The organism is Streptomyces sp. NPDC029466 (assembly GCF_055574515.1).
The window spans coordinates 44,886-58,009 of sequence record NZ_JBVHZH010000018.1; the positions used below are offsets into that span (position 1 = coordinate 44,886).

Here is a 13,124-nt window from a genome sequence, read left to right on the forward strand (position 1 = left end):
CACCGCCGCGGCGCAGGGAGGGCGCGGCGAACGGGTCCGCCGGCCCGCCGCGGGTGAGATCGATCACCGCCCGCCGCGCTCCCCGGAGGCTCCGGGCGGGCATCGGCCGTCGGCTGACGGAATATCGTGGAGGTGCGGAGCCTGCCCGGCTCCCCCTCAGCAGACCGACCACGCGCAACGTAAGGACGGGCCCATGACCCGCGTGATCGCCGGTACGGCCGGCGGCCGCCGCCTGGCCGTACCACCGGGAAACGGCACCCGCCCCACCTCCGACCGGGCGCGCGAGGGCATGTTCTCCACCTGGGAGTCGCTCGACGGGCCGCTGGCCGGTGCCCGGGTCCTCGATCTGTACGGCGGATCCGGCGCGGTCGGCCTGGAGGCGCTCTCCCGCGGCGCCGCGCATGTCCTGCTGGTGGAGGCCGATGCCCGCGCCGTGCGCACGATCCGGGACAACGTCCGTACGGTCGGCCTGCCCGGCGTCGAGGTCCGGACCGGCAAGGCCGAGCAGACCGCCGCGGCACCGCCCCCGGGCGAGCCGTACGACATCGTCTTCCTGGACCCGCCCTACGTGGTCACCGACGCCCAACTCTGCGAGATCCTGCTCACACTCCGTGGTCAGGGCTGGTTTGCGGAGCAGGCACTCGTCACCGTGGAACGCAGCACCAGAGGCGGCACGTTCCCATGGCCGGACGGATTTGAAGCGATCAAGGCCCGTCGCTACGGCGAGGGGACGCTTTGGTACGGTCGCGCCGCTTCGACGTCGGCCGAATCGACGTCAGCAGCCGTGTCATGACCGGACCGGAGAGCGAGGAGACCGAGTTGCGCCGCGCCGTCTGTCCGGGGTCGTTCGACCCCATCACCAACGGGCACCTGGACATCATCGCCCGTGCCTCCAAGCTGTATGACGTGGTCCATGTCGCCGTGATGATCAACCAGTCCAAGCAGGGGCTGTTCACGGTCGACGAGCGGATCGACCTGATCCGCCGGGCCACCGCCGAGTACGGCAACGTGGAGGTCGAGGCCTTCCACGGCCTGCTCGTCGACTTCTGCAAGCAGCGTGACATCCCCGCGATCGTCAAGGGGCTGCGGGCCGTCAGCGACTTCGACTACGAGCTCCAGATGGCCCAGATGAACAACGGCCTGTCCGGTGTGGAGACGCTCTTCGTCCCCACCAACCCGACCTACAGCTTCCTCTCCTCCAGCCTCGTGAAGGAGGTCGCCGCCTGGGGCGGCGATGTCTCCCACCTGGTCCCGCCGTTCGTCCTCGAAGCCCTCACCGAGCGCCTGCGGAAGAAGGGCTGAGCCGCGCCCCCGGCGCACCGCGCGCGATGCCGGACTGACGGTGCGTCGGCCGGTGTCGGGCGGAGGGCCGGTGGACGTACAGTCGTCCCGTTCCCGTCGTTCAAAACCCTTCAGAGAGTGGCGAGTCCAAGGTGGACGTGCAGAAGAAGCTCGACGACATCGTCGCGACCGTCGGCGGTGCCCGGTCCATGCCCATGTCGGCCTCGTGCGTGGTCAACCGCGCCGAGCTGCTCGCCATGCTGGAAGAGGTGCGCGCGGCGCTGCCGGGCTCCCTCGCACAGGCGCAGGAGCTGATCGGCGGGCGGGAGCAGATGGTCGAGCAGGCGCGGGCGGAAGCGGAGCGGATCATCGAGACCGCGCACGCCCAGCGCGGCTCGCTGATCTCCGACACCGAGGTCGCCCGGCAGTCCCAGGAGGAGGCGGACCGGATCCTGGCGGAGGCCCGCCGGGAGGCGGAGGAGATCCGCGCCGAGGCCGACGACTACGTCGACAGCAAGCTCGCCAACTTCGAGGTCGTGCTCACCAAGACCATCGGTTCCGTCGACCGCGGCCGGGAGAAGCTGCTCGGCCGGGGCCCGGGGCTCGACGAGCAGGGCTACGAGGACACCGAGGCCCCGGAGCGCAGCGGCGACCCGGAGACCCTCAGGCAGCGTGCCGACGCCTATGTGGACGCCAAGTTCGGGGCGTTCCAGGCCGTGCTGACCAAGACGCTGGAGGCCGTCGGCCGGGGCCGCGACAAGCTCCAGGGCGCCCGCGCGATCGATGAGCTGGCCATTCACCTGGCGGCGCAGGGCGATCCGCAGTCCGCCCCTCCGCAGGCCGACGCCGACTACCTCGCCGGCCTGGCGGACATCGGCGCCGAGCAGTCCCCGCAGCCGCCCCAGGCGCCCCCGATGCCCCAGACGCAACCCCAGCAGCAGCCCCAGGAGCATCAGCAGCCCCTCCAGCCCCAGCTTCAGCAGCAGGGCTACTACACCGACCCCGCGGCGTACCCGCAGCAGGACGTCTACGGCTATCAGCAGCCGCAGCAGGCGGCCTACGCCCAGGACCCCCAGCAGCAGAATGCGTACGGCTACGACTGGCAGCAGCAGGCCCAGCAGCAGGCCCAGCAGCAGGGCTACGACCCGCACGCGTACCTCCAGCAGCAGGTGCCCCCGCAGCCCCAGCACGCCCCGCACGGCCACGCCGACCGGCCGGGCGCGCTGGACGAGACCAGCCTCTTCGACACGAGCATGATCGACCTGGACCAGCTCCGGGCGTACGAGGAGGGGCGCCAGTAGGCGCTGCCGCCCGCGGGACCGGGGGGACGGCCGGGAGCGGATTGGGCCTATCGGGGCCCGTCCAGTATCCTGGCTCTTCGGTCGCGCGTATGTCCGCGATCTCTGCTGCCCGAATCCCGCACTGCTGGAATACGGGCGGCGCGTAAACCCCGTAGAAAGCAGGAAGCCATCAACGCCCGCCTCGACCACCGTTCCCCTCTCGTGTTCGACACACGCGAGCTGGGGCGGCGTCCCGGTGCGCTCAAGAGGGTCTCCCGCTCCGTCGAGGCTCCCCGGGACCTCGGCAATGAGGTCATCGGCGTGCCCGAGGGCGCACCGATCGAGCTCGACCTCCGCCTGGAGTCGGTCATGGACGGGGTGCTTGTCACAGGCACCGGCCGTGCAACCGTCAAGGGGGAGTGCGTAAGGTGTCTGGAGCCGCTGGAGCGAGAGCTCGACGCGGACTTCCAGGAGATGTTCGCCTACCCCGACGCCGATGCCCGGGTCCATGAGGACGCCGGCGACGACGCCGAGGACGAGGAGGACACCCTCTTCCTCGAGGACGACCTGTTCGACCTCGAACCCGTGCTGCGAGACGCGGTGGTGCTTGCACTGCCGATGCAGCCGGTGTGCCAGGACGACTGCCCGGGCCTGTGCTCCGACTGCGGAGTGCGGCTGGCGGACGACCCGGACCACCACCACGACGCCGTCGACATCCGTTGGGCGGCACTGCAGGGACTCGCCGGGACCGTCAAGGACGGCGAGAAGGACAACATGGGCGGCGCCGAAGCGGGCGTCGACGAGAAGCAGGAGAAGTAGCCGTGGCTGTTCCGAAGCGGAAGATGTCGCGCAGCAACACGCGCCACCGCCGGTCGCAGTGGAAGGCTGCGGTCCCCACCCTGGTGGCGTGCGAGCGCTGCCACGAGCCGAAGCAGCAGCACATCGCGTGCCCGAGCTGCGGCACCTACAACAAGCGCCAGGTCCTCGAGGTCTGAGCGGCTGGTGACAGGCTCCATGTCAGACGCCAATTCGACTTCCCGCAAACGCGGGGATGAACCGACTCCGGCGGACACAGCCTCGTCGCACACGCTTCTGGAAGGGCGGCTCGGGTACCAGCTCGAGTCCGCCCTTCTGGTGCGTGCGCTGACGCACCGCTCGTACGCATACGAGAACGGCGGTCTGCCCACCAACGAGCGGCTCGAATTCCTCGGGGACTCGGTGCTCGGCCTGGTGGTCACGGACACGCTGTACCGGATCCACCCCGATCTCCCGGAAGGCCAGCTGGCCAAGCTCCGGGCCGCGGTGGTCAACTCGCGTGCGCTCGCCGAGGTGGGCCGCGGCCTCGACCTCGGTGCCTTCATCCGCCTCGGACGGGGCGAAGAGGGTACGGGCGGCCGGGACAAGGCCTCCATCCTCGCCGACACCCTTGAAGCGGTGATCGGCGCGGTCTATCTCGACCAGGGCCTCGACGCGGCCGGCGAGCTGGTGCACCGGCTCTTCGACCCGCTGATCGAGAAGTCCTCCAGCCTGGGCGCGGGCCTGGACTGGAAGACCAGCCTCCAGGAACTCACCGCGACCGAGGGCCTCGGCGTTCCGGAGTACCTGGTCACCGAGACCGGCCCCGATCACGAGAAGACCTTTACTGCTGCCGCCCGCGTCGGTGGTGTCTCGTACGGCACCGGCACCGGCCGCAGCAAGAAGGAAGCCGAGCAGCAGGCGGCCGAGTCCGCGTGGCGTGCGATTCGCGCCGCGGCGGACGAGGCGGCCAAGGCGGCCTCCTCGGCTCCGGCCGCCGGCGACGGTTCGTCGTCGGCACACTGAAGCACTGACTCTGACCCCGTCCGGGGCGACCGCGCGTCGCTCCGGACGGGGTCAGAGGTCTTTCACCCCACCGTCGTTCCCAAGGAGCCCTTCGTGCCCGAGCTGCCCGAGGTCGAGGTCGTACGCCGCGGACTGGAGCGCTGGGTCAGCGGCCGCACGATCGACGCCGTCGAGGTGCGGCATCCGCGTGCGATCCGCCGGCACACGGCCGGGGCGGCCGATTTCGCGGCCCGGCTCAAGGGGCTGCGCCTCGGGACGGCGCGCCGGCGCGGCAAGTACCTCTGGCTTCCGGTGACCGGTGGCGGTCCGGCCGCCCAGACCGCCGCGGAGGGCATCTCCCCGAGGGTCACGCCCTCCGTCACCCACGGGCTGGCGATCCTGGCCCACCTCGGCATGAGCGGCCAGCTGCTGGTCCAGCCGCAGGACGCCGCCGACGAGAAGCACCTGCGGATCCGGGTCCGCTTCGCCGACGAGCTGGCCACCGAGCTCCGCTTCGTCGACCAGCGCACCTTCGGCGGCCTCTCGCTGCACGACACCGTCCCCGGCGACGCCGACCTGCTGCCCGACGTCATCGCCCATATCGCCCGGGACCCGCTCGATCCGGCCTTCGACGACGCGGCCTTCCACGACGCGCTGCGCCGCCGCCGGACCACCGTCAAGCGCGCGCTGCTCGACCAGACGCTGATCAGCGGCGTCGGCAACATCTACGCGGACGAGGCGCTGTGGCGCAGCAAGCTCCACTACGAGCGGCCGACCGCCACCTTCACCCGGCCGCGCACCGCCGAGCTGCTCGGCCACGTACGGGACGTGATGAACGCCGCGCTGGCCGTCGGCGGCACCAGCTTCGACAGCCTCTATGTCAACGTCAACGGTGAGTCCGGCTACTTCGAGCGCTCGCTGGACGCCTACGGCCGCGAGGACGAGCCCTGCCGCCGCTGCGGTACGCCGATCCGCCGCCGCCCCTGGATGAACCGTTCCAGCTACTTCTGCCCCCGCTGCCAGCGGCCGCCGCGCGGCTGAGCGCCGGCCCGTGGCCCGTGCGTCGGCTCAGCCGGCGGGGCGCTGCGCGTCGTACTGCTCGCGGGCCTGCATGACCTGCGGCATCCGGTCCTCCACCAGGTCGATCAGCATCCGCAGCTGACGGGCGACCTGGTCGCCCAGCGGCGTCAGCGCGTAATCGACCCGGGGCGGGTTGGTGTGCTGTGCGGTGCGGTGCACGAGTCCGTCCCGCTCCAGCGCGTGCAGGGTCTGGGCCAGCATTTTCTCGCTCACCCCGGCCACCCGGCGGCGCAGTTCGTTGAAGCGGAAGGTGCCGTCGAGCAGGGCGCCGAGGGTCAGGCTGCCCCATCGGTCGGTGATGTGCCGGAGCGCGTCGCGGGACGGGCAGTCGCGCGCGAAGACGTTGTAGGCCAGGTCGTCCGTACAGCCGGGGGTGGGCTCCCCGTCCGTCTCGCCGGTGGTTTCGGTCGCCATGGAGACACCCTACCCCTGCGCAGCGCTAACCAACGGGTTGCGCTCTCTAAAAGTTAGTGCTTCTCTTTTCCTCATCGCAGCCCGACGTTCCCGGGTGCCGGCCGTCCCGGCATGCCGTGACCCCTGAGGAGAAACCACCGTGACCACGCCTGCTCTGCCCGCCCCCGTCGTCTCGCTCGCCTACCACTCCGGCTTCGGCCACACCGCCGTACTGGCCGAGGCCGTCCGGAGCGCCGCCGCCGAGGCCGGCGCCACCGTTCACCTGATCAAGGTCGACGAGATCACCGAAGCCCAGTGGGCACAGCTCGACGCCTCCGACGCGATCGTCTTCGGCTCGCCGACGTACATGGGTACGGCCTCCGGCGCCTTCCACACCTTCGCCGAGGCGAGCTCCAAGCGCTGGGCCACCCGCGCCTGGCAGGACAAGCTCGCCGCCGGCTTCACCAACTCCGCCTCCAAGAGCGGCGACAAGCTGCACACCCTCCAGTTCTTCACGGTGCTCGCCGCCCAGCACGGGATGAACTGGGTCAGCCTCAACCTGCTCCCCGGCTGGAACTCCTCCACCGCGTCCGAGAACGACCTCAACCGGCTGGGCTTCTTCCTGGGCGCCGCCGCCCAGTCCCCCAATGACCAGGGGGCCGAGGGCGTCCACAAGGCCGATATCGCCACCGCCGAGCACCTCGGACGGCGGATCGCCGAGCAGGCCCGCATCGTCGTCGCGGGCCGCGCGGCACTCGCCGCCTGACCGGCACAGCGCAGGGCGCAGGCCCGGTACGCGAAACGCCCGCGCCGCCCCGTGATCGATCACGGGGCGGCGCGGGCCTTCGTCCGGACGCGGCGGTGTCACCGCGGGGCGGGTTGCCTCAGAAGCCGAAATCCTGGGTCCACCACGGGCCGCCCGACCCGAAGTGGGCGCCGACGCCGAGGGTCTTGTACTCGCAGTTGAGGATGTTCGCGCGGTGGCCGGGGCTGTTCATCCAGGAGTCCATGACGGACTGGGCGTTGGCCTGGCCGCGGGCTATGTTCTCGCCGCCGAGGTCGTCGATGCCCGCGTCCTCGGCACGGTCCCAGGGCGTGTCGCCGTCCGGGTCCGTGTGGTCGAAGAAGCCCCGCCGGGCCATGTCGTCACTGAAACCCTGGGCGAGACCGGCCAATTCCTTGTCCGCCGTCACGGGCGAGCAGCCGGCCTGGGCGCGCTCCTGATTGACCAGCGACAGGACCTGGGCCTCCGCGGACGACTGGGCGTCGGGGGTCTTCGACGCCGCCACGGTGCGCTCGGGCGCCGCGGAGCCCGGCCGTTCGGCGGGCTTGGCGGACCGGTGCGAACCGGTCGCCCCGGTGGGCGATTTGGACGGCTGGTGCGGGGCGGGGGACACCGGGCGGGTGGCGCTGCGGGAGGGGCGCCCGCTCTCGGGGGCCTCGGTACGGGCTCCGCCGCGGCTCGCCTCCTCGGTGGCGCGGTCGGTCGGCGAGGCCGTGACGCCGCCCATCGGCTCGGTGGCCTCCGGCAGCGCACCGGCCCGGACCCGGTCGCCCTGCTCGCCGTCCGCACCACCGTCGAACTGGCCGTGGCCGGGGACCAGTCCGGAGGCGACCGCCACGGCTCCCATCGCCACCATCGCGGAGGCACCGAGCAGTCCGGTGCGGACGGGTGCCCTCCCGCTCCCGCGTGCCGCGCGGTGTCCGCGGTGCCGCGTCGTGTCCGGCCGTTCCGCCGTCGGGGCGTCAACAGGCCCCGCACCGGCGGAGTCGGGGGCAGGGGGAGCAGAGCGTCGATGCCGGCCCATCCGCTGTCTTCCTTCCACCGGTGCGAGCACCGGCTCCACTGGAGCGGCTACGCCGCACAGCTTTCCTGGCGTCAAGATGACTCACCCATACGAGTGAGCCTCGCTGTCGGGGGACTGTACGCCATGGCGTAAGAGGCAGAAGTGACCACTGAGCAATTGGCCGGTTAACGTGCACACATGAATGAAGCTGTCCGAGTGACCGCGTGGGTGCGTGGTCAGGTCCAGGGCGTCGGGTTCCGCTGGTTCACCCGGGCCAACGCCCTTCGCATCGGCGAACTCGCGGGATTTGCCGTCAATCTGGGTGACGGCCGCGTCCAGGTGGTCGCCGAGGGCTCGAAGGAGCGCTGCGATCAGCTGCTCGACTGGCTCCGCACCGGAGACACGCCCGGGCGGGTCGACGGAGTCACTGAGATCTGGGACACGCCCCGCGGCGGTTACGACGGCTTCGAGATCCGCTGATCCGGCCCGCCGGAACCGTCCGTACGGCCGTCATGAGCGATCTCGCGGATGCGTCTTTGTGAGCTGCTTACGGGAGATAAGCCCTGGTGGTTGCCAACTCGGCCGACCCGTGCAAGGCTGCCGCTGTACGGATGATCTCCACGCCCCGACGGGACCTTTCTGGAGAGTCGGCGCAGTGCCTTCACGGCCGCGCACTCTCAGGTGCCCGAGGATACGGGGTGTGATCGTGTTGACCGTCAAACCGTTTGGTGAGACTCTGGAATCCCCGCGCACCTTAGCTGTTTGGCATTGAGTACACCAGAGAATGACAAGCACCGCGGGTGCGAATCCCTCACGACCCACACCGCTTCGGTCGGTCACTCATTGTGGAGGACCATCCATCATGGCAAAGGCGCTTCTCGGTTACGTCGGCGGCTCCGACCCCCGAGTCCTCTCCGAGATGCGACGGCTTCAGCAGCGCGTCCAAGACCTTGAATCCGAACTTATTCGGATGCAGGCCGAAAACGACATGCTGTCCGCTGCCGCACGTCGCGACGACTCGATGCTCGACATCGACGTACCCCAGGCGGAGCCCGCGCTCACCTGACCCCGCCCCCAGGGCCGGTAGGGCTGCTCGCCAGCCGCTTGAGGCACCGCTTTCTTCAAGATCTGCAAGGGACGCTTCGGCGTCCCTTCGTCGTTTCCGGCTTTTCCGTACTGCGGCTTTTCCTGCGAACCACCTGGTCACTTCAGCCCTGACGGCCCTCCCTTACCGCATGATGTGCCCTGCGCTTTCGGCAGTGAAACCGAAAATGAACGGTGCGGTATACCCGGGGGCCGTACGGGGCCGGGGAGCGGTCCGGAATGTTGGGATCCGCCGCCGGGGAGCGGCCGGTAGAGTCCCACGGCGTGCATCTCAAGAGTCTGACCCTGCGAGGTTTCAAGTCCTTCGCCTCCGCAACGACGCTGCGCTTCGAGCCGGGCATCACCTGCGTCGTGGGCCCCAACGGCTCCGGCAAGTCCAACGTCGTGGACGCGCTGTCCTGGGTCATGGGCGAGCAGGGCGCCAAGTCGCTCCGCGGCGGGAAGATGGAGGACGTGATCTTCGCCGGGACGACCGGGCGGCTGCCGCTCGGCCGTGCCGAGGTCTCGCTCACCATCGACAATTCCGACGGTGCACTGCCGATCGAGTACGCCGAAGTCACCCTCACCCGGATCATGTTCCGCAACGGCGGCAGCGAGTACCAGATCAACGGTGACACCTGCCGGCTGCTGGACATCCAGGAATTGCTCTCCGATTCCGGTATCGGCCGGGAGATGCATGTCATCGTCGGGCAGGGCCAGCTCGACTCCGTACTGCACGCCGACCCGATGGGGCGCCGGGCCTTCATCGAGGAAGCGGCCGGCGTTCTCAAGCACCGCAAGCGCAAGGAGAAGGCGCTGCGGAAGCTGGACGCGATGAAGGCCAATCTCGCCCGGGTCCAGGATCTGACCGATGAGCTGCGGCGCCAGCTCAAGCCGCTGGGGCGGCAGGCCGCGGTCGCCCGGCGCGCCGCCGTCATCCAGGCGGACCTGCGCGACGCCCGGCTGCGGCTGCTCGCCGACGACCTCGTCACCCTGCGCCGGGCCCTGCGCGCCGAGATCGCGGACGAGGCGGCGCTCAAGGAACGCAAGCAGACCGCCGAGGACCGGCTGCGCACCGCCCAGCAGCGGGAGGCGGCACTGGAGGAGGAGGTCCGTACGCTGACGCCGCGGGTGCAGCGTGCGCAGCAGACCTGGTACGAGCTGTCGCAGCTCGCGGAGCGGGTGCGCGGCACGATCTCGCTGGCCGAGGCGCGGGTGAAGAGCGCCACGGCGGCGCCGCCGGAGGAGCGGCACGGGCGGGACCCCGAGGACATGGAGCGGGAAGCGGCCCGGATCCGCGAGCAGGAGGCGGAGTTGACCGCCGCGCTGGAGGCGGCGAGCCGGGCGCTGGAGGACACCGTCGAACACCGTGCCGGACTGGAGCGGCAGTTGGCGGACGAGGAGCGGCGGCTGCGGGACGTGGCACGTGCCATCGCCGACCGCCGGGAGGGCCTGGCCCGGCTGAGCGGGCAGGTCACCGCCGCCCGGGGCCGGGCCGCCTCGGCGCAGGCGGAGATCGGCCGGCTCGCCGAGTCCAGGGACGCCGCCCGGCGCCGGGCGGACACCGCCCAGGAGGAGTACGAGCAGCTCAGGGCCGAGGTCGACGGGCTGGACGCGGACGACGAGGAGATCGCGGAGCGGCACGAGGCGGCCCGCCGCGAGCTGGCGGAGACGGAGACCGCGCTGACCGCCGCCCGCGAGGCACTGACCGCGGCCGAGCGCGAGCGGGCCGCGACCGCCGCCCGGCACGACGCGCTGGCGCTCGGGCTGCGCCGTAAGGACGGCACCGGTGCGCTGCTCGCTGCCGCGGACCGGCTCACCGGACTGCTCGGGCCGGCGGCGGAACTGCTGACCGTCACCCCCGGCTTCGAGGTCCCGGTGGCGGCGGCGCTCGGCGCGGCCGCGGACGCCGTGGCCGTCACCGGCCCGGCCACCGCCGCCGAGGCCATCCGGCTGCTGCGCCGGCAGGACGCGGGCCGGGCGGCGATGGTGCTGGGGGGAACCGGGGGCCGGAGCGGGACGGGACGGGTGCCCGCGCCCGCACGGGCGGTGGAGGCCACGGTGGGCGGGGGAGCCGCGGAGGCCGTGGGGGCTGTTGATGGTGCTGAGGGGGCGACGCGGGATGGGGGCGCGGGTGCCCTCAGCGCTGATGGGGCTGCCGGGGGCACCAATGCTGCCGGGGGCACCGGTGCTGCCGGGTCGCACGGGGCCGAGCCGGTGCGTGGGGACGACGGCGTCGCCGGGGCGGCCGAAGGGGCCGTGGTCGAGGTCTGTGCGGGTGCGTCCGAGGCGGCCGTGCACCGTGTCCCCGGTCCCCGTGCCGAGCCCGTACCGGCGGCGGAACTGGTCCGGGGCCCGGCGGAATTGACCGCCGCCGTGGCCCGTTTGCTGCGGGATGTCGTGGTGGTCGGGACGCTGGAGGACGCCGAGGACCTGGTGGCCGCGCGGCCGGAGCTGATGGCCGTGACCGGTGAGGGCGATCTGCTCGGGGCGCACTTCGCCCAGGGCGGTTCCGCCGGTGCGCCGAGTCTGCTGGAGGTGCAGGCGTCCGTCGACGAGGCGGCGGCCGAGCTGGAGGAACTGGCGGCGCGCTGCGAGAGGCTGGCGGAGGCGCAGCGGGCCGCGGCGGAACGCCGTACGGCGGGTGCCGCGCTGGTCGAGGAGCTGGCCGAGCGGTGGCGGGCGGCGGATCGGGAGAAGTCGAAGGTCGCCGGGGACCTGGGCCGGCTCGGCGGGCAGGCGCGGGCGGCCGCGGGCGAGGCCGAGCGCTGCGAGGCGGCGGCGGCCAAGGCCGAGGAGGCGCTGCTGCGGGCCACCGAGGAGGCCGAGGAGCTGGCCGAACGGCTCGCGGTGGCCGAGGAGGACCCGGGCGTCGGCGACGAGGAGCCGGACACCTCCGTACGGGACCGGCTGGCCGCCGACGGAGCCAATGCGCGGCAGACCGAGATGGAGGCCCGGCTCCAGGCGCGGACGCACGAGGAGCGGGTGAAGGCGCTCGCCGGGCGGGCGGACGCGCTGGACAGGGGGGCGCGGGCCGAGCGCGAGGCACGGGCGCGGGCCGAGCGGCGGCGCGCCCGGCTGCGGCACGAGGCGGCGGTGGCGGGGGCGGTCGCCGCCGGTGCCCGGCAGCTGCTGGCGCATGTCGAGGTGTCGGCCGTACGGGCCGAGGAGGAGCGGGGTGCCGCGGACCGGGCCAAGGCCGAGCGGGAGCAGGCGCTGGTGGCCGAGCGCAACCAGGGCCGGGAGCTGAAGTCCGAGCTGGACAAGCTGACGGACTCGATGCACCGCGGTGAGGTGCTGGGCGCGGAGAAGCGGCTGCGGATCGAGCAGCTGGAGACCAAGGCGCTGGAGGAGCTGGGGGTGGAGCCGGCCGGGCTGATCTCCGAGTACGGCCCCGAGCAGCCGGTACCGCCGTCGCCGCCCGCCGAGGGCGAGGTGCTCCCGGACGATCCGGAACACCCCCGTCACCAGCCGGTGCCCTATGTACGGGCCGAGCAGGAGAAGCGCCTCAAGGCCGCCGAGCGGGCGTATCAGCAGCTCGGGAAGGTGAACCCGCTGGCGCTGGAGGAGTTCGCGGCGCTGGAGGAGCGGCACAAGTTCCTGAGCGAACAGCTTGAAGACTTGAAGAAGACCCGGGCCGACCTGATGCAGGTGGTCAAGGAGGTCGACGAGCGGGTGGAGCAGGTCTTCACCGAGGCGTACCACGACACCGCGCGGGAGTTCGAGGGCGTCTTCGCACGGCTCTTCCCCGGCGGGGAGGGGCGGCTGGTGCTCACCGATCCGGACGACATGCTGTCGACGGGGGTGGATGTGGAGGCCCGGCCGCCCGGGAAGAAGGTCAAGCGGCTGTCGCTGCTGTCGGGCGGTGAGCGGTCGCTGACCGCGGTGGCGCTGCTGGTGTCGATCTTCAAGGCGCGGCCCAGTCCGTTCTATGTGATGGACGAGGTGGAGGCGGCGCTGGACGACACCAATCTCCAGCGGCTGATCCGGATCATGGAGGAACTCCAGGAGAGCTCCCAGCTGATTGTGATCACGCATCAGAAGCGCACGATGGAGGTCGCGGACGCGCTCTACGGGGTATCGATGCAAGGTGACGGCGTATCGAAGGTCATCAGCCAGCGGCTGCACTGACCGGGGTCGCGCGGGCGGCTCGTGCGGCGGCCGCCGGCCGGTGCCGGCGGGCGGGACGGCCGCCTTGAGGCCCCGCTGATGATCGCCCGGAGTATCCGACACCCCATCAGTTCAGAACTTGAACGAATGACCACTAGGACGCCCGAGAAACAAATTCATCACGCCCTATTGACTTCGAAACTTGAAGGCATAGTCTCTGCAACGTTGCTTTTACCTTCAAGTGGTGGGTACCCCCAACCTATGCACCACTAGAAGGGCCAGCCCCCTACGCCCGGCAGCGCAGCCGGGC

At 71.5% G+C, this 13,124-nt stretch carries 13 protein-coding genes; 11 read left to right on the plus strand and 2 right to left on the minus strand.

Going from position 1 to position 13,124, the window contains the following annotated elements; genetic code table 11:
- Positions 1-193 precede the first annotated feature (193 nt).
- The 7 genes from rsmD to mutM all read left to right on the plus strand — a co-directional run bounded on the left by rsmD (position 194) and on the right by mutM (position 5,402).
- Complete coding sequence (gene rsmD / locus ACZ4XD_RS15995) at positions 194-793, plus strand: 16S rRNA (guanine(966)-N(2))-methyltransferase RsmD (protein WP_468042482.1); 600 nt, start codon at positions 194-196, stop codon at positions 791-793.
- On the plus strand, positions 790-1,302 hold the full coding sequence (coaD, locus tag ACZ4XD_RS16000) for a pantetheine-phosphate adenylyltransferase (RefSeq protein ID WP_468042484.1): 513 nt from the start codon (positions 790-792) through the stop codon (positions 1,300-1,302). The genes rsmD and coaD overlap by 4 nt, the downstream gene beginning before the upstream one ends.
- Positions 1,303-1,433: 131 nt before the next feature.
- Entirely contained in the window at positions 1,434-2,582 is a 1,149-nt protein-coding gene (locus ACZ4XD_RS16005; protein ID WP_468042486.1) for an ATP synthase F0 subunit B, read from the plus strand.
- 168 nt (positions 2,583-2,750) lie between these two features.
- Complete coding sequence (locus tag ACZ4XD_RS16010; RefSeq protein WP_159471634.1) at positions 2,751-3,380, plus strand: YceD family protein; 630 nt, start codon at positions 2,751-2,753, stop codon at positions 3,378-3,380.
- Positions 3,381-3,382: 2 nt separating this feature from the next.
- Complete coding sequence (gene rpmF / locus ACZ4XD_RS16015; RefSeq protein WP_003951102.1) at positions 3,383-3,556, plus strand: 50S ribosomal protein L32; 174 nt, start codon at positions 3,383-3,385, stop codon at positions 3,554-3,556.
- A gap of 19 nt (positions 3,557-3,575) precedes the next feature.
- Complete coding sequence (rnc, locus tag ACZ4XD_RS16020; protein WP_468042489.1) at positions 3,576-4,382, plus strand: ribonuclease III; 807 nt, start codon at positions 3,576-3,578, stop codon at positions 4,380-4,382.
- A 93-nt stretch (positions 4,383-4,475) separates the two neighbouring features.
- Positions 4,476-5,402 carry a bifunctional DNA-formamidopyrimidine glycosylase/DNA-(apurinic or apyrimidinic site) lyase gene (mutM, locus tag ACZ4XD_RS16025; protein WP_468042491.1) on the plus strand — a complete coding sequence of 309 codons (927 nt, stop codon included), beginning with the start codon at positions 4,476-4,478 and terminating at the stop codon, positions 5,400-5,402.
- A gap of 27 nt (positions 5,403-5,429) precedes the next feature.
- On the opposite strand, the gene ACZ4XD_RS16030 is transcribed toward mutM, so the two are convergent.
- Positions 5,430-5,855 carry a winged helix-turn-helix transcriptional regulator gene (locus ACZ4XD_RS16030; RefSeq protein ID WP_251083996.1) on the minus strand — a complete coding sequence of 142 codons (426 nt, stop codon included), beginning with the start codon at positions 5,853-5,855 and terminating at the stop codon, positions 5,430-5,432.
- 154 nt (positions 5,856-6,009) lie between these two features.
- Between ACZ4XD_RS16030 and ACZ4XD_RS16035 the strand changes: the two genes are divergently transcribed.
- Complete coding sequence (locus tag ACZ4XD_RS16035) at positions 6,010-6,600, plus strand: flavodoxin family protein (protein ID WP_468042586.1); 591 nt, start codon at positions 6,010-6,012, stop codon at positions 6,598-6,600.
- Positions 6,601-6,718: 118 nt separating this feature from the next.
- On the opposite strand, the gene ACZ4XD_RS16040 is transcribed toward ACZ4XD_RS16035, so the two are convergent.
- Positions 6,719-7,642 (minus strand): CAP domain-containing protein, encoded by a 924-nt coding sequence (locus tag ACZ4XD_RS16040; RefSeq protein ID WP_468042494.1) that lies wholly within the window; start codon positions 7,640-7,642, stop codon positions 6,719-6,721.
- 177 nt (positions 7,643-7,819) lie between these two features.
- Between ACZ4XD_RS16040 and ACZ4XD_RS16045 the strand changes: the two genes are divergently transcribed.
- From ACZ4XD_RS16045 to ACZ4XD_RS16055, 3 genes are all read left to right on the plus strand, one after another.
- Positions 7,820-8,101, plus strand: coding sequence for an acylphosphatase (locus tag ACZ4XD_RS16045; protein WP_042149323.1), 282 nt, complete (start codon positions 7,820-7,822; stop codon positions 8,099-8,101).
- A gap of 382 nt (positions 8,102-8,483) precedes the next feature.
- The gene (locus ACZ4XD_RS16050; RefSeq protein ID WP_006602857.1) at positions 8,484-8,687 is read left to right on the plus strand and encodes a hypothetical protein; all 204 of its coding nucleotides are present in this window, start codon (positions 8,484-8,486) and stop codon (positions 8,685-8,687) included.
- 302 nt (positions 8,688-8,989) lie between these two features.
- A complete protein-coding gene (locus tag ACZ4XD_RS16055) occupies positions 8,990-12,835 on the plus strand; it encodes an AAA family ATPase (RefSeq protein WP_468042497.1) in 3,846 nt (1,281 codons plus the stop codon).
- Positions 12,836-13,124 lie beyond the last annotated feature (289 nt).

Excerpts from the sequence above, each read along its gene's own strand:
- rsmD (WP_468042482.1), top strand. The coding sequence starts at position 194 with ATGACCCGCGTGATCGCCGGTACGGCCGGCGGCCGCCGCCTGGCCGTA.
- coaD (WP_468042484.1), top strand. The coding sequence starts at position 790 with ATGACCGGACCGGAGAGCGAGGAGACCGAGTTGCGCCGCGCCGTCTGT.
- rnc (WP_468042489.1), top strand. The coding sequence starts at position 3,576 with ATGTCAGACGCCAATTCGACTTCCCGCAAACGCGGGGATGAACCGACT.
- ACZ4XD_RS16030 (WP_251083996.1), bottom strand. The coding sequence starts at position 5,855 with ATGGCGACCGAAACCACCGGCGAGACGGACGGGGAGCCCACCCCCGGC.
- ACZ4XD_RS16040 (WP_468042494.1), bottom strand. The coding sequence starts at position 7,642 with ATGGGCCGGCATCGACGCTCTGCTCCCCCTGCCCCCGACTCCGCCGGT.
- ACZ4XD_RS16045 (WP_042149323.1), top strand. The coding sequence starts at position 7,820 with ATGAATGAAGCTGTCCGAGTGACCGCGTGGGTGCGTGGTCAGGTCCAG.
- ACZ4XD_RS16050 (WP_006602857.1), top strand. The coding sequence starts at position 8,484 with ATGGCAAAGGCGCTTCTCGGTTACGTCGGCGGCTCCGACCCCCGAGTC.